The 16,872-nt window shown below is 42.2% G+C and carries 14 protein-coding genes; 5 read left to right on the top strand and 9 right to left on the bottom strand.

Features of this window, described 5'->3' with window-relative positions:
• Positions 1-89 precede the first annotated feature (89 nt).
• The 3 genes from EXA13_RS00655 to EXA13_RS00665 all read right to left on the bottom strand — a co-directional run bounded on the left by EXA13_RS00655 (position 90) and on the right by EXA13_RS00665 (position 4,961).
• A complete protein-coding gene (locus tag EXA13_RS00655) occupies positions 90-1,628 on the bottom strand; it encodes a SpoVR family protein (RefSeq protein WP_238131403.1) in 1,539 nt (512 codons plus the stop codon).
• Positions 1,629-1,639: 11 nt separating this feature from the next.
• Entirely contained in the window at positions 1,640-2,911 is a 1,272-nt protein-coding gene (locus EXA13_RS00660; RefSeq protein WP_238131404.1) for a YeaH/YhbH family protein, read from the bottom strand.
• A gap of 115 nt (positions 2,912-3,026) precedes the next feature.
• Complete coding sequence (locus EXA13_RS00665; protein WP_238131405.1) at positions 3,027-4,961, bottom strand: PrkA family serine protein kinase; 1,935 nt, start codon at positions 4,959-4,961, stop codon at positions 3,027-3,029.
• A 297-nt stretch (positions 4,962-5,258) separates the two neighbouring features.
• On the opposite strand from EXA13_RS00665, the gene EXA13_RS00670 reads away from it, so the two are divergent.
• Positions 5,259-6,014, top strand: a complete 756-nt coding sequence (locus tag EXA13_RS00670) for a MipA/OmpV family protein (RefSeq protein WP_430794457.1) — start codon at positions 5,259-5,261, stop codon at positions 6,012-6,014.
• A gap of 57 nt (positions 6,015-6,071) precedes the next feature.
• On the opposite strand, the gene EXA13_RS00675 is transcribed toward EXA13_RS00670, so the two are convergent.
• The 4 genes from EXA13_RS00675 to EXA13_RS00690 all read right to left on the bottom strand — a co-directional run bounded on the left by EXA13_RS00675 (position 6,072) and on the right by EXA13_RS00690 (position 11,909).
• Positions 6,072-6,572 carry a YfbU family protein gene (locus EXA13_RS00675; protein WP_238131406.1) on the bottom strand — a complete coding sequence of 167 codons (501 nt, stop codon included), beginning with the start codon at positions 6,570-6,572 and terminating at the stop codon, positions 6,072-6,074.
• A gap of 243 nt (positions 6,573-6,815) precedes the next feature.
• The gene (gene pflA, locus EXA13_RS00680) at positions 6,816-7,556 is read right to left on the bottom strand and encodes a pyruvate formate lyase 1-activating protein (RefSeq protein WP_238095984.1); all 741 of its coding nucleotides are present in this window, start codon (positions 7,554-7,556) and stop codon (positions 6,816-6,818) included.
• Positions 7,557-7,749: 193 nt separating this feature from the next.
• Positions 7,750-10,026 carry a formate C-acetyltransferase gene (gene pflB, locus EXA13_RS00685; RefSeq protein WP_238131407.1) on the bottom strand — a complete coding sequence of 759 codons (2,277 nt, stop codon included), beginning with the start codon at positions 10,024-10,026 and terminating at the stop codon, positions 7,750-7,752.
• Between the two features lie 338 nt (positions 10,027-10,364).
• Positions 10,365-11,909, bottom strand: coding sequence for a DUF3360 family protein (locus EXA13_RS00690; protein ID WP_238131408.1), 1,545 nt, complete (start codon positions 11,907-11,909; stop codon positions 10,365-10,367).
• 606 nt (positions 11,910-12,515) lie between these two features.
• Between EXA13_RS00690 and EXA13_RS00695 the strand changes: the two genes are divergently transcribed.
• The 4 genes from EXA13_RS00695 to EXA13_RS00710 all read left to right on the top strand — a co-directional run bounded on the left by EXA13_RS00695 (position 12,516) and on the right by EXA13_RS00710 (position 15,696).
• The gene (locus tag EXA13_RS00695) at positions 12,516-13,286 is read left to right on the top strand and encodes an ABC transporter ATP-binding protein (protein WP_238131409.1); all 771 of its coding nucleotides are present in this window, start codon (positions 12,516-12,518) and stop codon (positions 13,284-13,286) included.
• Positions 13,287-13,381: 95 nt separating this feature from the next.
• Positions 13,382-14,158 (top strand): ABC transporter substrate-binding protein, encoded by a 777-nt coding sequence (locus EXA13_RS00700; RefSeq protein ID WP_238131410.1) that lies wholly within the window; start codon positions 13,382-13,384, stop codon positions 14,156-14,158.
• A gap of 117 nt (positions 14,159-14,275) precedes the next feature.
• Complete coding sequence (locus EXA13_RS00705) at positions 14,276-15,019, top strand: ABC transporter permease (RefSeq protein ID WP_238131411.1); 744 nt, start codon at positions 14,276-14,278, stop codon at positions 15,017-15,019.
• Positions 15,019-15,696, top strand: coding sequence for an ABC transporter permease (locus EXA13_RS00710; RefSeq protein WP_238131412.1), 678 nt, complete (start codon positions 15,019-15,021; stop codon positions 15,694-15,696). Before EXA13_RS00705 ends, EXA13_RS00710 begins: the two co-directional genes overlap by 1 nt.
• Before the next feature lie 69 nt (positions 15,697-15,765).
• Here the strand turns inward: EXA13_RS00710 and xthA are convergent, their stop codons facing one another.
• A complete protein-coding gene (gene xthA, locus EXA13_RS00715) occupies positions 15,766-16,581 on the bottom strand; it encodes an exodeoxyribonuclease III (protein WP_238131413.1) in 816 nt (271 codons plus the stop codon).
• 100 nt (positions 16,582-16,681) lie between these two features.
• Complete coding sequence (locus EXA13_RS00720) at positions 16,682-16,861, bottom strand: DUF2496 domain-containing protein (RefSeq protein WP_238131414.1); 180 nt, start codon at positions 16,859-16,861, stop codon at positions 16,682-16,684.
• Positions 16,862-16,872: the final 11 nt, after the last annotated feature.

Consider the following 16,872-nt stretch of genomic DNA (forward strand, 5'->3'; position numbering starts at 1 on the left):
CGATTAGGTGCCCTTGGCGCGATCGGGAATGCATCTTTACCTGCCTATATAACCTGTTATTCCTTTTATTATGTTTCTGAAAGAGAAAGTTAGTGCTTACATTCATGATCATTTTTTGGGGGGCAGGTTGCCAGCAATTCATGTCGTCCACTCTCTTTTAGCTCTTCAAGTTTGACCTCAAAACCCCATAGACGATGCATATGCTTGAGCACTTCATGGTAGCTGGGGTCGAGAGGAATTCGTTCATGGGGAATATACTGTAGGGTGATAGAGCGATCCCCCCGAACATCCACATTATAGACTTGAATATTGGGCTCTAAATGGCTCAAGTTATATTGTGCCGCCAGTTTTTCACGAATTTTTTGATAGCCGACTTCATCGTGAATCGCACTGATTTCAATGAAATTTTTATGGTCATCATCACAAATGGCAAATAGTTTAAAGTCTCGAATTAACTTCGGTGATAAATATTGACTAATAAAGCTTTCATCTTTGTAGTTATGCATAGCAAAGTGGACGGCATCTAACCAATTACTACCCGCCAGTTCAGGAAACCAGTACTTGTCTTCTTCGCTCGGTTCTTCACAGATGCGTTTTATATCTCGGAACATCGCAAAACCTAAAGCGTAAGGATTTATACCACTATAATAAGGGCTGTTATAAGCCGGTTGAGCTACAACGCTGGTATGACTATGTAAAAATTCAAGAATAAAGCGATCGGAAACCACCCCTTCATCATAGAGATGATTGAGGATGGTATAGTGCCAAAAGGTTGCCCAGCCTTCATTCATCACTTGGGTCTGTTTTTGCGGATAAAAATATTGGCTGATTTTGCGTACAATTCGCACAATTTCTCGCTGCCAAGGTTCAAGTAGTGGGGCATGTTTTTCAATAAAGTAGAGAATGTTTTCTTGAGGTTCACTAGGAAAATGCGGTTGAGATTCGGTTTCTTTGGTTTTTTGTGGCACAGTGCGCCAGAGTGCATTCACCTGAGATTGCAGATACGCTTCCCGTTCTTCTTGGCGAGCTTTTTCTTCCGCAATCGAGATTTTCTCCGGCCGTTTATAACGATCCACGCCATAATTCATTAACGCATGGCAAGAGTCGAGCAGTTGTTCAACCTCGTGAATACCATATTTTTCTTCACACTGTGCCAAATAGTTTTTTGCAAATAAGAGGTAGTCAATAATTGAACCGGCATCGGTCCACGTTTGGAACAGATAGTTGCCTTTAAAGAACGAATTATGTCCATAACAGGCATGCGCCATGACTAATGCTTGCATCGTGACGGTGTTTTCTTCCATCAAATAAGCAATGCAAGGGTCAGAATTGATTACAATTTCGTACGCAAGCCCCATCTGCCCATGTTTATAATTTTGTTCGGTTTGAATGAATTTTTTGCCAAATGACCAGTGGTTATAATTGATCGGCATACCAATACTCGAGTAGGCATCCATCATTTGTTCTGAGGTAATAACCTCGATCTGGTTTGGGTAAGTATCTAGACGATAGTATTTGGCTACCCGTTTAATTTCTTGGTGGTATTTCTCAAGCAATTCAAACGTCCAATCAGGGCCATCGGGTAAGCGAGTTTTTTTCGAACACGTTGCCGATTTTTTATTATTCATTGACATTCCCTCTATGCAGTTTCCTTGTGGAATAGCTCCCTAAACACAGGGAATATATCTTCAACACTGCGGATGTTCTTCATCGCAAAGTGATCAAAAGTATCGAGCAGCTTTTCATACTCATGCCATAAGGTTTGGTGAGAGCGACGAGTGATTTCAATATAAGCAAAATATTGGCATACGGGGAGTAATTGATTAGTCAGTAGCTCTTTACAACGCGGTGAATCATCAGCCCAGTTATCCCCATCGGAGGCCTGTGCTGCATAAATATTCCACTCACTTTGTGGGTAACGCTCTGTAACAATTTCATGCATCAGTTTGAGTGCACTGGAAACGATGGTCCCTCCTGTTTCTTGTGAATAGAAAAATTCATGCTCATCCACTTCTTTGGCTTGAGTATGGTGGCGAATAAAGACGACTTCCACATTTTCATAAGTCCGAGTCAGAAATAGATAGAGCAGTACATAAAAACGTTTGGCGATATCTTTGGTCGTTTGGTCCATGGACCCTGATACGTCCATTAAGCAGAACATCACCGCTTGGCTAGTCGGAACTGGGCGTTTTTCATAATTTTTAAAACGTAAATCAAACGTATCAATAAAAGGAACACTTTCTATTTTACGCCGGAGCTCGGCTATTTCTGCTTTTAGTTGTTTTTCTGCGAATAATTGTGCGGGTTCTTCCTGTTGTATTTTTTCCAGTTCCTGTTCTAATTCTCGCATTAAACGCCGTTTTCCTGCAGTCATTGCAGTTCGACGAGCTAAGGACTGCTGCAAAGAACGAACAATGGCAATGTTGGCTGGTACACCAGCGGTCTGGAAACCTGCACGATGCGTTTTCCATTCTTTAATTTTATTGAGTTGGGTTTTGTCGAGGTTAGGAAGGGCTAAGTCTTCAAACAGAATATCCAAATATTCGTCTTTTGAAATTTGAAAAACAAACGCATCTTCTCCTTCACCATCTTTGCTCGCTTCTCCTTCTCCCGAGCCATCTGCTTGCCCACCCGTTTTGGGGCGTTCAATTTTATCTCCACGAATAAATTGGTCATTGCCCGGATGTACACGTTCTTTTAAACCGCCTTTCCCTTGATGGAAAATCGGCTCTTTAATGTCACGTTGTGGGATAGAGACATCTTCACCAGATTCGGTATTAGTAATCGAACGATGGTTGACGGCATCAGCGACCGACTCTTTGATCTGATCTTTATATCGGCGAAGAAAACGCTGCCGATTGACGGCACTCTTATTTTTACCGTTCAGCCTTCTATCAATAAATTGCGCCATGAAATTCTCCCTGTAAACGTCACCCTGAATAAGTTTTAATCACTTATCCCTTTTCGGGTTGGCTTGACGGTCAGTGGCCGATGAAGCCACTGACAGGTTGAGCCACTTTGCACAATTAAGAGGATTTACGAACACGTAAATACCATTCAGAGAGCAGTCGAACTTGTTTCTCTGTATAGCCTTTCTCCATCATACGAGCGACAAAGTTATCGTGTTTTTTCTGATCTTCAGAAGAGGTTTTAGCATTAAAAGAGATAACCGGCAGCAGCTCTTCGGTGTTGGAGAACATTTTTTTCTCGATGACCGTGCGGAGCTTTTCATAGCTCGTCCATGCGGGGTTTTGGCCGTTATTATTGGCGCGAGCACGCAAGACGAAGTTAACAATTTCATTGCGAAAATCTTTCGGGTTACTGATCCCTGCGGTTTTTTCGATTTTCTCTAACTCATCATTGAGTGCCGATCGGTCAAACAATTGCCCTGTTTCTGGATCTCGATATTCTTGATCTTGAATCCAAAAGTCGGCATAAGTGACGTAACGGTCAAAAATGTTCTGTCCATATTCCGAGTAGGACTCTAGATAGGCGGTTTGAATTTCTTTGCCAATAAACTCCACATAGCGAGGTACTAAGTAACCTTTTATAAATTCAAGGTAGCGATCAGCCGTTTCTTGTGGGAACTGTTCCCGTTCGACTTGTTGTTCAATAACATAAAATAGATGGACGGGGTTGGCGGCGACTTCCGCTTGATCGAAATTGAACACACGGGAGAGAATTTTAAAGGCGAAACGTGTTGAAAGTCCTGACATCCCTTCATCCATTCCCGCATAGTCGCGGTACTCTTGGTAACTTTTTGCTTTCGGGTCTGTATCTTTCAGTGTTTCACCATCATAGACACGCATTTTGGAGAAAATGGATGAGTTTTCTGGCGTTTTAAGACGAGACAGCACGCTAAATTGTGCCAAGAGTTCTAACGTACTTGGTGCGCGAGGGGCTTGATAGAGTTCACTGTGTTCCAACAGTTTCTCATAAATTTTGACTTCTTCCGAGACGCGTAAACAATAAGGCACCTTGACGATGTACACGCGGTCGAGAAAAGCTTCATTATTTTTATTATTACGGAATGTTTGCCATTCGGACTCGTTGGAGTGGGCGAGAATCATGCCATCAAAGGGAAGGGCTGATAACCCTTCGGTGCCGTTGTAATTTCCCTCTTGTGTGGCGGTCAGTAGTGGGTGTAAGACTTTGATCGGCGCTTTGAACATCTCCACAAACTCCATCAAACCTTGGTTGGCTCGACATAATGCGCCCGAATAGCTGTAAGCATCTGGGTCATCTTGGGAATAGTGCTCCAACTTACGGATGTCGACCTTCCCGACTAATGAAGAAATATCTTGGTTATTTTCATCGCCTGGTTCTGTTTTAGCAATGGCAATTTGGTCAAGAATAGAAGGGCGGACTTTAACCACTTTAAATCGGGTGATATCGCCACCAAATTCATGTAACCGTTTGGCTGCCCAGGGTGACATAATTGAACGTAAGTAGCGTTTGTCGATGCCATACTCACGTTTTAGAAGATCACCATCTTCATTCACATCAAAGAGACAAAATGGATGATCATTGACCGGGCTGCGTTGTCCATTGGCAGAAAGAACATAAATAGGCATTTGTTGCATCAGTGCTTTGAGCTTTTCTGCTAAAGAGGATTTACCGCCACCGACGGGGCCCAGTAGGTATAAGATTTGTTTGCGTTCTTCGAGCCCTTGAGCGGCATGTTTGAGGTAAGAAACAATTTGTTCGATGGCTTCTTCCATACCATAAAAGTCGGTAAAAGGTTGATAACGAGAAATGACTCGGTTGGAAAAAAGCCGGCTCAGCCGAGGATCTTTGGCTGTATCTATAAGCTCCGGTTTGCCGATCGCCAGTAGTAGACGCTCAGCGGCGTTTGCGTAAGCACTTTTATCATCTTTGCATAGATCTAAAAAGGCTTGTATAGACAGTTCTTCATCCTTGGCTGCTTCATAGCGGGCCTGAAAATGGTCAAAAATACTCATTGTGCATCCCCTCTTTAAATGTCTTGTCGGACATATCACCGCTTAAAAACATAACGCCCTAACATGTTAAGCCTAGATCGCATTTGGTGATTCTGCTTAAAGATTATGTATTTATTTCAAATTGGTTATAAAAAATGGTTCAGCGGTTTTTCATTGAAATGTCATTGGATGTTTGCGGGGGAATGCCAATAATATACTTTTGACCATGACAATGATCGAATCACAAAGATTGTATCAATGAGTTTCAAGTCGTATCATTGGCGATGGTGGTTTATCGTTACTCAATATAAGGCCTGTATGTATCATTTTAGTTTTAAACGAGTGTGGTTTTTTCCTATTCTGTTGATGTCTTCAATGGTACATGCGGATATGTCCCAATGGTCTCTAGGGGTGGCGGCAGCTTATTCTCCCGCAGTCTATAAAGATACGCCATCGAATCGAACGGTCATTCCTGTGATTGGCTATGAAGGCGAACATATCTTCTTACGTGGCTTTGATGCGGGATATCGTTTATTTCCACAAGGCTCAACACAAAATATTGTTTTTCGCGTCGCTTTTGATCCAAGAACGCTAAAACCTTCGGATTCAGATGATCCACAAATTCGTTTACTCGATAAGCGTAAGGCGACGGTTTTAGGGGGAGTGAGCTACCAGCTTTATACGATGCTGGGAATGTGGGAAGCCAGTCTTGGCTCAGATATCGCAGGAAGACATAACGGTGTCTATGGCGAATTAGCTTGGCGTTTACCAATTCGTTTTGAACGCTGGGGAATTACGCCTTCAGTCGGCTACGCTTATAACTCCGACAAACTCAATAACCACCTATATGGGGTATCAGCACATGAAGCTGCTCGTAGTGGATTGGAGAAATATGATGCCGACTGGGATGGGCAATATTTTGTTGGCGTGACAGCGTATTGGGCGGTAACTCATAATATCCGGATTTCTGGTGGAATTCGTTACACCAATTTAGAAGGGGATATCTCTGCAAGCCCTGTTGTAGGAAGTAGTGCAGGAACCATGGGAACGCTGGGAATGGTTTACTTGTTTTAATGGCCCTCTAGCAAGGGGGTAATAGAAGGGAAGCGCTGATGGCTTCCCTTTTTCGTATTAAGCGTTAATGATTTGCGCCAACTCATTTGCCGATAAATGGTATTGCCTTGGACAATTTCGCCACGTTGTCAGCATTCGGCGATATTTATCTTGCATGGGGATTTGGCTATTAAAGTGATGTTCGCTTTGCTCAAAGTGTGAGTAAAGTTTTTCTGTTGTGACAAGAAAACGAACATAGTTAACTAATTGAGCTTCTGAGGCAATATCATAACCAAGGAAGTTAAGGCGACGAGCATCAAGATGCTGGCGGTGAGTATCATCGAGCATTTTGTAAGATTCTTGCATAGCGTGATACATTTCCATCACGTCGATCACTTCACGGCATTGAGCTTCAGATAAGCATCCAAACTCCTTGTCTAATTCACACATCTGCAATTCATAACCACGTTCAACAATGGTTTGTAAGCGCTTATATTTGTCCGCATTCGCTGGGTCGAGTTGGGACATTAAAACATATTGGTTCGATAGGATTAGACGCTGTGCATTAGTCATTTCCATGGCTAGCCTCACTATACTCAATGTTAGTCAATTTGCTTAAGATAAGGTTAACAGTAATCGATGACTTTGAAACATGATCTCAACACAGATTTAATGTTAAAAGCATAAAATATCGACGTTAGTAGAATAGAGTGTCAAGAACCGTTTGGATTGACCTGTAGAGATGGTCATTTTCGGGTTGGTAAGACGATGAGAGTGAACATAAAAACACCAGGAATATCCCGGTGTTTTTATGGTTAAAGCTTAGTATTTGACGTTTGGATGGTACTGCTTCAATACCGCAACGATACTATCCATGGTTTCTTTACTGGGTGGATTTACACCGTCTAGAGGGTAGGTTTCTCCCATGGCTTCCCATTTATGAGCGCCTAATTTGTGATAAGGCAGAAGCTCTATTTTTTCAATATTATCCATGTCTTGAATAAACTGTCCAAGTAGGTGAGCCGATTCTTCATCATCGGTATAACCGGGAACTACCACATAGCGGATCCACGTGGTTTTGCCTATTTTATTCAGATAACGCGCAAAATCTAAGGTGCGTTTATTAGAAACACCAATCAGGTCTTGGTGAATCTCATCTTTCATCTGTTTAATATCTAACATGACGAGATCGGTCACATCCAATACTTCGTCAATAACCGGCGTATATTTTCGGATATAGCCGTTGGTATCTAAACAGGTATGAATACCTTCTGCTTTGGCGGCTTGAAAAAAGTCACGGACAAATTCCGGCTGTAACATGGACTCTCCACCAGAGCAGGTTACACCACCTCCTGAGGCATTCATAAAATGACGGTAAGACTTAGCTTCAGTAATAATTTCTTCTACTGAGACTTCTTTACCCGAATGGGTATCCCATGTATCTCTATTGTGGCAATACTTACAACGGAATAAGCAACCTTGTAAAAAGATGATGAATCGAATACCAGGTCCATCGACAGTACCGCAAGATTCAAATGAATGGATACGACCAATAGTAGACATAAGCTGCTCTCATTTACTGTGTTTAACGTTATTTTATTACAAAAGGTAGGGATTAAATAGGGGGAAACCGTCTTATCTCGGGAGTCAGCTCTAGGAAATCTACCACCTACTGTACAGCTTCTTTTGTCGATGGCTCAGAAAAAGAAAAACCCCGCTCAAAGAGCGAGGTTTTGTGCAACGGATAACCGTTATATTATAGTGATTCAGTGAAAGTACGTGCGATAACGTCTTGTTGCTGCTCAGCAGTTAAAGAGTTAAAACGCACAGCATAACCTGATACACGAATAGTCAATTGTGGGTATTTCTCTGGGTGTTTAACCGCATCAAGTAGCGTTTCACGGTTAAGCACGTTCACGTTTAAGTGTTGACCACCTTCGATGCCTGATTCGTGATGGAAGTAACCATCCATCAGACCAGCAAGGTTAGCACGTTGTGAACCTTCGTCTTTACCTAGTGCATTTGGCACGATAGAGAAAGTATAAGAGATACCATCTTTTGCATGAGCAAAAGGTAGTTTACCCACTGAAGTTAATGAAGCAACTGCGCCTTTTTCATCACGGCCGTGCATTGGGTTGGCACCTGGAGCAAATGGTGCACCAGCGCGGCGTCCATCAGGAGTGTTACCTGTTTTCTTACCATATACAACGTTTGAAGTAATAGTAAGAATAGACTGTGTTGGAATTGCATTACGGTAAGTTTTCAGTGAACGGATTTTGTTCATGAACACTTCAACTAATTCACAAGCGATGTCATCAACGCGAGGATCGTTGTTACCAAATTTAGGATAATCGCCTTCGATTTCAAAATCGACAGCAATACCATCTTCATCACGAACCGGTTTTACTTTCGCGTATTTGATAGCAGACAGAGAGTCAGCAGCAACGGATAGACCAGCAATACCACATGCCATAGTACGTTTTACGTCACGGTCATGCAGTGCCATAAGAGCGGCTTCATAGCTGTATTTGTCATGCATATAGTGAATAGAGTTCAATGCTGTGACGTATTGTTTTGCTAACCAATCCATGAAGTGATCCATCTTGTCCCACACATCTGCGTAGTCAAGCACTTCATCAGTGATTTTAGGCATTTTAGGGCCGACTTGCATTTTTAGCTTCTCATCCACACCACCGTTGATGGTGTAAAGCATTGTTTTCGCTAAGTTTGCACGAGCGCCAAAGAATTGCATTTGTTTACCCACAACCATTGGGGATACACAACATGCGATTGCATAGTCGTCAGACTCGAAGTCAGGGCGCATAAGGTCATCATTTTCATACTGAATTGATGAAGTATCGATAGACACTTTAGCACAGAATTTTTTGAAGCCAGCCGGTAGTTGTTCAGACCATAGAACAGTGATGTTTGGCTCTGGAGATGGTCCCATAGTGTATAGGCTGTTTAGGAAACGGAAGTTAGTGCGAGTAACCAAAGTACGACCGTCAAGACCCATACCACCCATAGATTCTGTTGCCCAGATTGGGTCGCCAGAGAACAGTTCATCATATTCAGGTGTACGTAGGAAACGAACCATGCGTAGTTTCATTACGAAATGGTCGATCATTTCTTGTGCTTCTTCTTCTGTGATTTTGCCCGCTTTCATATCGCGTTCAATGTACACATCAAGGAAAGTAGAAGTACGGCCAAGAGACATCGCTGCGCCGTTTTGAGATTTAACCGCCGCTAGGTAGCCAAAGTAAGTCCACTGGATAGCTTCTTGAGCCGTTTCTGCTGGACGACCGATATCACAACCATATTTCTCAGCCATTTTTTTCATTTGGCCAAGCGCACGGTGTTGTTCTGCAATCTCTTCACGAAGTTGCATAGTCATTTGAAGATCTTCGCCGTTTTCAAATTTCTCTTGTAGAGAAGTGAATTGAGCGAATTTGTCTTTCATTAGGTAATCAATACCGTATAGAGCGATACGACGGTAGTCACCGATGATACGACCACGGCCATACGCATCTGGAAGACCCGTCAGAACACCTGATTTACGACAAGCCAGAATTTCTGGTGTGTAAATATCAAACACGCCTTGGTTATGTGTTTTACGGTATTCAGTGTAGATTTTTTTTACTTCAGGATCGAGTTCACGATCGTAAGCTTTGCACGAACTCTCGATCATACGGATGCCACCGTTAGGGATAAGAGCGCGTTTTAGAGGTTTTTCAGTTTGAAGACCGACGATTTTTTCTAGGTCTTTGTTGATGTAGCCCGCATCGTGAGCAGTGATGGTAGAGATAACAGAAGTGTCAAAATCAACAGGAGCGTGTGTTGAGTTTTCCAGTTTGATCCCTTCCATTACTTTTTCCCAAAGCTTATTGGTTGCTTCAGTACCTTCAGAAACTAGGAAAGATTCGTCACCTTCATATGGTGTGTAGTTCTTTTGAATAAAATCACGAACGTTGACTTCGTTTTGCCAGTCACCTGCAACAAAACCTTCCCAAGCTTTAGCAAATTGCTCTGCCATGACATACCTACCTTTTTAGTAGAAAAAACACGTACTGTTTCGCCGTTGAGCCAGCTATCTTGCATGAAACAAGAGGCAGTACACTCTATGAATAACAATATCTATAGTCGAATCGATATATACATTGGTTTGAATATAAATATTGTCATTGGTTCCGGTTGAGAGCCAATTTAAGCTAAAAAAAATTCGCAAACCTTAAACTAAATCAATAAAACTTAAAAAATACAGATAAAATTTGGGTAGTGCATTCACACTACCCAAGATTGATAAGTTTATTCCCTAGTGAGTATAGACAGATTTTCTAATCTTGATCTTGTTCACTTGGTTTATCCTTTCTCTTAGTGTAACCAAGCCTTGATTCCGTATTGGGCATCAAGCATACCGACCGCCAACATGGCGATGAGGCAGATAATCAGTACACCACCTGGGATAATAATTTTATCGACAAAAGAGAGTTTCTCCGCTCGGGATTTATCACCAATAAGCCCATTGTTATCTAATAACATGGTTAATGCCCAAGCGAGTACAGGGTTAACAACCGCTGAACCAAAAATACATATACCAGCGGCTTGTGAATCTTTTGTGTCTCTAACCATTTGCATGCCTGCTTCTAATAAAGGAAGGAAGACACCCACAAGTAGAGCAATACGCATAACCGGAGGCCATACTGCCACATCCATTGGGAAACCTAAAATAGCGATAGTCATGACTAAACAGCCAAGAATAATTGCGCCACCAGGAATGGGACGTTTTGCGATAGCCGCAGGAATCATATATGTGCCCCAAGACGACGTGATATTACCACCGCCTAAGGCTGTACCCACCATCTGACGGATAGAACACATGGTCATTGTATCATCTACATCCATCAACACTTTTTCCGTTTTGCGAGGATAATTCAGTTCTTGGAAAATGCGATGGCCTAAGAAATCGGGAGACCACATTGCTACCGCAAGAATGGCAAAAGGTAAAGAGGCGATGAAGTGCTCAACGGTGGGTAGACCAAGCATCCAACCTTGTTCTGTGCTGCCCCACCAATAAATAGGATTAAGGTTTGGCAGGCCCGTTTGTGTTTCAAACTTAAGATCAAACCCTGCACCAAAAATTAATGCCAGTAATAACCCAGTAAAGGCACAAACCGGGATCGCTAACCAACGCATATTGATTTTAGCAAGGAAAGCATACAGAACAATATTAATACCTAACACGACGAGCCCAACATACCCCATATCACCCGCAGCAATCTCCGCAGATTGTAAGCTGGTCGCCCACTCTTGTATTGAGGTTATCTGACTCATGGTCCCTGTAAAGCCAAGGAAGATAAGTAAGCCTCCCGCTGTTCCCTCCGAGGTGAGGTTCACCAGTTTTGACCCCCCTTTAAAATAGCTCAATATCAGTCCGAAGATACCCAGTAAAATGGCGAGTGCAAGAGGGTGGGCACCGGCAAGAGCGATTGTGCCGATAAGTGGAATCATGGGGCCATGGTTACCCGCAAGGTTAGCTCTTGGGTTAAAAAAGCCAGAGGCGAGTACACAGAAAAGTAGGGCTGGGAATAGCATTTCTACGCGAGCGACTTCGATAGCAAAGTCTTTTCCGAGATTGATGTGATCCCACGTTTGGGTTAGCCCTTCAGCCCAAGACATACTAACGGCTGAATACATGGCAATAATGCCAATCGTCCCTGCAAGAGCTGGAACGAAGTCTTCCAATTCAAAACGAAAGTCTCTGCCCGGGAGGTTTAGCCCGAAGCGGCGTGGCTTCATGATTTGCAACTCATGATCTAGGTAATCGGAGCGGCTTGTAAACTCAGATGATGGACGATGCAGTTCTTGGTAACTTTTCGTCTCGATGTCTGAGCGCTCTTTATTGACTACGTCTGACATAGATTCCTCATATTGATAAAAGTTAGTAAATCTTTATTGAATTCTATTTAACTTGCTAACACGACAATGTATTCGTTGCATAACCATTAGTATTTTATGCAGTATTTACCGACCAACGTTATGAATATAGAGCATTATTTACTCTTTTATTGGTTAGCGAGTTTAACGTGCTAACTCTTTATGGTGATTGATCTTGATCACTTTAATTATGAATATGAAATAAAACTACATTATTTCTGGTAAATCAGTAATATAGCGTGATTTTTGGTGAAATTTTTTTTCATATTTTTCCATTTGCAACAAGATGTATAATTCTGAGTGATATTTTTGAGATGTGACGGGTGTTATCTTTAAGTGGCAGTGAAATGTGGATGTTGCAATGATTGTTAACGTGTGATGCCTTGATTTTACTGGTTATTGATGTTTTTTATGTAATTAGAGAGAAGCTTAAATCGTTGTTGTGTGAATTTATACTCATATTATTTAACTAAATACGCTTATGTTGGCAGGTTAATAACATGTTGCATGTGCTGGGGTAGAGTGCTAATTTGTAGAAAAAACTAAGCTGGATTGCTTGGCTTAAACAAATACAGGGAGTTAAAGCGCATGAGTGATGTACCCGCGCTGGATATCAAAAACCTGCATAAAACCTTTGGTCAAAATGAAGTGCTGAAAGGCATTTCATTACAAGCTCATAAAGGGGATGTGATTTCAATTATTGGCTCTTCCGGCTCAGGGAAAAGCACCTTTCTACGTTGTATTAATTTGCTCGAAACCCCGACATCTGGTGAGATTTGGGTGAATAATGAACTGATTCAGATGAAAACGACTCGGCAAGGGGATGTTCGCCCGGTGAGTGATAAACAGGTTCAGCGTATCCGTTCACGATTAGCGATGGTTTTCCAAGGATTTAATCTTTGGTCTCATATGACTGTTTTGGACAATGTGATTGAAGCGCCTGTACATGTTCTTAAGGTTCCTAAAGATCAAGCAATTGCCAATGCTGAAGCTCTGCTCAAAAAGGTGGGGCTTTATGAACGTCGAGATTATTACCCCGGGCACTTATCAGGAGGGCAGCAACAACGTGCAGCTATTGCACGTGCATTAGCTGTCGAGCCGGAGGTTTTGCTATTTGATGAACCCACTTCTGCCCTTGATCCTGAGCTGGTAGGGGAAGTGCTAGGGGTAATGAAAGATCTTGCTCAAGAAGGAAGAACCATGTTAGTGGTCACTCATGAAATGGCATTTGCTCGTGATGTGTCTAGCCATGTTTTGTTTTTGCATCAAGGTATTGTGGAAGAGCAGGGCGAACCTGAAGCATTATTTACTCACCCAAATTCAGAACGATTGAAGCAGTTTATTTCTTCCATTTACTAATAAAATAAAGAGATAGAGCGGTAAAAAAGAATACTCAGATTTTATCTGACAGCAATAATAAGTAAGCACAACAAAACAATCACAGGAGTATGGATATGAAAAAGTGGTTATTGATGGTGGCCGTTGTTACAACTGCGGTATCTGGACTTGCCCAAGCGAAAGAATGGAAAACGGTGCGCTTTGGCATTGAAGGCGCTTATCCCCCTTTTAGTTGGACAGAAGCCGATGGTTCATTACGTGGCTTTGATGTTGATATGGCGAATGCGCTATGCCAAGAGATGCAAGTGAAATGTCATATCGTGCCACAAGATTGGGATGGTATTATTCCTTCACTATTGGCTCGTAAGTATGATGCGATTATTGCTGCGATGTCGATTACGGAAGAACGTAAAAAACGGGTCGATTTTACGAACAAGTATGCTTTGATTCCGAATAAATTTATTGCCAAAAAAGGGGCTGAATTGGATTTCAGTCAGGAAGGGCTGAAAGAGGTAAAAATTGGCGTACAACGAGCAACTACTCATGATAAATACTTAACTGACAACTATGGTAAATCGGTCAATATTGTTCGTTACGGATCGTTTGATGAGGCGTATCTTGACTTAGCAAATGGGCGTATTTCTGCGGTATTAGGCGATGCATCAGCGTTGGAAGAAGGGGTATTAAATAAAGTTGGGGGGGAGGCTTATGAATTTGTCGGCCCTTCGTTAACCGATCCACAATGGTTTGGAGAGGGGTTCGGTATTGCGGTTCGTAAACAAGATAAAGAGTTAACTGCACAGCTCAACAAAGCCATTGCCTCTTTACGTGCTAAAGGTATTTATCAAGAAATTGCCGCTAAGTATTTCAACTATGATGTTTATGGTGATTAAACAGCATTCGCTCACAACCTCTTATAGGCGTTAATTGTAGAGGTTAAACCGGATGGTTGGTTCCTAGTTGAACGCTGTACCCAACCACCCGGTATTCTAAGGACTAGGAAGAGAGTTATGCTCAATTTGCAAGGATATGAAGTTGCGATTTTAAACGGTGCGCTTTTAACGATTGAAGTGGCTTTATTGTCGCTTTTATTTGCCATGTTGTTGGGAATGTTAGGAGCATTGGCTAAGTTAGCGCCTTTCCGTTGGGCAAGAGCGATTGCGACACTGTATACCACAATTATCCGAGGCATCCCCGATTTAGTACTTATGATGCTGATCTTTTTTGGGGGGCAGATCTTACTAAACAACAGTTTATATTCTATCAATGAATGGCTAAACAGTGGCTTTTCTTATTTTGACCCGAACCACCAATGGGTTTCTTATCTTCCTGATTATATTGACGTTAGCCCATTTATTGCTGGTGTATTAACCATCGGTTTTATATTTGGAGCTTACATGGCTGAAACTTTTCGGGGCGCGATTATGGCGGTCGATAAAGGGGAGTTGGAAGCAGCAAAAGCCTACGGAATGAGTTCTTCGTTAGCTTTTCGCCGAATATTGCTGCCTCAGATGATTCGTCACGCCTTGCCCGGGTTTGGTAACAATTGGTTAGTGTTACTGAAAACAACAGCATTGGTTTCTATTATTGGCTTAGAAGACATGGTTCGAGTCAGTGCAATGGCCGCCGGTTCAACCAAAATGCCTTTTACTTTTTACCTGACTGTTGCTCTGATTTTCTTATTTTTTACTAGCGTCTCGACCGGTTTACTGAAATTAGTTGAACGTAAATTCAGCATGCATACGAGGTTGTGATGGATTTTTCAGTCATCGTTGACAGTTTGCCCTTGTATTTTAGTGGGTTATGGACCACAACTTGGTTGGTTGGCTTGTCTCTGATCATCGGGTTAACGGTGGCAATTCCTTTAGCGATTGCTCGCAATAGTCAATATGGTTTTATTTGGGTTCCTGCTTGGGGATACATCTATTTTTTCCGCGGCACTCCGTTATTAGTTCAGCTTTATTTGATTTATTACGGAATGGATCAGTTTTTCCCGGTAAAAGATACTTGGTGGGAGAATGCATGGTTTTGTGCGTTAGTCGCTTTTATTCTTAATACATCAGCTTATACAGCAGAAATTGTTCGTGGAGCGATGAATGGCTTGGATACTGGAGAATTAGAAGCGGCTAAGGCTTATGGAATGACACCATGGTTAACGTATCGACGTATTATTTTACCTAGCGCTTTGCGTCGAGCCTTACCCGCATACAGTAATGAAGTGATCTTTATGATACACGGTAGTGCAGTGGCAGGGATCGTTACTATTATGGATTTAACGGGAGTGGCGCGGTTGGTGAACTCTCGGCACTATGCGCCGTTTGAGTCTTTCTTAGCGGCGGGGCTTTTTTATATGGCGCTAACCTTCATTGTTATTGCTTGCTTTAAGCAAGCAGAAAAACGCTATTTAGCTTATTTATCCCCTCGGCAATAAACTTTGTGCCCTGCTAATAGCTAATAGTAGGGCACAAGTTGAATGATGATCTTCTGGTTGGTTGGAGCGTTAATCGTTTAACTCAAAGGTTGACCAAATAGGCGCGTGATCGGAAGGTTTCTCGATGGCTCTTAATGGATAATCAATTCCTGAATCGATACATTTAGCGGCCAAGCTGGGGGTTGCTAAGATGACATCAATTCTTAGCCCACGGTTGTCATCAAATCCTCGTGAGCGATAGTCAAACCAAGAAAATTGATCATCAACCGAAGGATGCAATTGGCGAAATGTGTCTTCAAACCCCCAATCAAGCAAGCTGGCTAACCATTCGCGCTCTTCGGGTTGGAAAGAGCACTTACCCGTTTTCAGCCAGCGTTTACGGTTAGCCTCACCAATACCAATATCTGAGTCAAGAGGGCTGATGTTGATATCTCCCATTACAATAAGCTGTTCATCAGGAGTATGATGCTCGCTCAAATAACGCATTAAATCGCGGTAAAATTGGCGCTTGTATGGAAATTTGGTTTCATGGGCAATGTTATCCCCTTGAGGAAAATAGCCATTTAATACGGTGATGGGTTTTCCTTGATTATCCAGAAAAGTAGCCATGATCATCCGTTTTTGATGATCATCATTATCAGTTGGGAAGCCCTTCATCACCTTAATCGGCTCTTGCTTACAGAGCAGAGCAACCCCGTAGTGGGCTTTTTGACCATGAAAATAAACGTGATAGCCCATAGCTTTAACATCCTCAACCGGAAAGGCTTCATCGTGAACCTTGATCTCTTGTAGGCCAATGATATCAGGTTGATGTTTATCAATAATGGCTTGAAGTTGGTGGAGTCTTGCTCTTAATCCATTGATATTAAAGCTGATTACTTTCATCTATTATTCCTTTTGGCTTGTTGTTATCAACAAGCTTTGTTTCTTTCTGCTGTCTATAGTACGTATTTATGGTACTGAGACAACCGGCCATTGTGTGGGGTTATGAGGAAGAAGTTTCTGTCGAGTGCGCCAACTGAGTTTCTAAATCTCGTTTAACCAGTTCAATGGCCTTGAGAGCGATGCTCAAGTTAACTTGATTGGATTCCAGTAGATAAATAAGATCGACCGCCAATTTAATTTCATCAGGAGCATCATGGAGTGAGGTAGGTGAATGACTCATAGGAAAACTCT

Source organism: Vibrio cincinnatiensis, assembly GCF_022113815.1.
GTDB classification, from domain to species: domain Bacteria; phylum Pseudomonadota; class Gammaproteobacteria; order Enterobacterales; family Vibrionaceae; genus Vibrio; species Vibrio cincinnatiensis_A.

Coding starts and splice junctions, on each gene's coding strand:
- EXA13_RS00655 (WP_238131403.1), bottom strand. CDS start 1,628: ATGAATAATAAAAAATCGGCAACGTGTTCGAAAAAAACTCGCTTACCC.
- EXA13_RS00660 (WP_238131404.1), bottom strand. CDS start 2,911: ATGGCGCAATTTATTGATAGAAGGCTGAACGGTAAAAATAAGAGTGCC.
- EXA13_RS00665 (WP_238131405.1), bottom strand. CDS start 4,961: ATGAGTATTTTTGACCATTTTCAGGCCCGCTATGAAGCAGCCAAGGAT.
- EXA13_RS00670 (WP_430794457.1), top strand. CDS start 5,259: ATGTATCATTTTAGTTTTAAACGAGTGTGGTTTTTTCCTATTCTGTTG.
- EXA13_RS00675 (WP_238131406.1), bottom strand. CDS start 6,572: ATGGAAATGACTAATGCACAGCGTCTAATCCTATCGAACCAATATGTT.
- pflA (WP_238095984.1), bottom strand. CDS start 7,556: ATGTCTACTATTGGTCGTATCCATTCATTTGAATCTTGCGGTACTGTC.
- pflB (WP_238131407.1), bottom strand. CDS start 10,026: ATGGCAGAGCAATTTGCTAAAGCTTGGGAAGGTTTTGTTGCAGGTGAC.
- EXA13_RS00690 (WP_238131408.1), bottom strand. CDS start 11,909: ATGTCAGACGTAGTCAATAAAGAGCGCTCAGACATCGAGACGAAAAGT.
- EXA13_RS00695 (WP_238131409.1), top strand. CDS start 12,516: ATGAGTGATGTACCCGCGCTGGATATCAAAAACCTGCATAAAACCTTT.
- EXA13_RS00700 (WP_238131410.1), top strand. CDS start 13,382: ATGAAAAAGTGGTTATTGATGGTGGCCGTTGTTACAACTGCGGTATCT.
- EXA13_RS00705 (WP_238131411.1), top strand. CDS start 14,276: ATGCTCAATTTGCAAGGATATGAAGTTGCGATTTTAAACGGTGCGCTT.
- EXA13_RS00710 (WP_238131412.1), top strand. CDS start 15,019: ATGGATTTTTCAGTCATCGTTGACAGTTTGCCCTTGTATTTTAGTGGG.
- xthA (WP_238131413.1), bottom strand. CDS start 16,581: ATGAAAGTAATCAGCTTTAATATCAATGGATTAAGAGCAAGACTCCAC.
- EXA13_RS00720 (WP_238131414.1), bottom strand. CDS start 16,861: ATGAGTCATTCACCTACCTCACTCCATGATGCTCCTGATGAAATTAAA.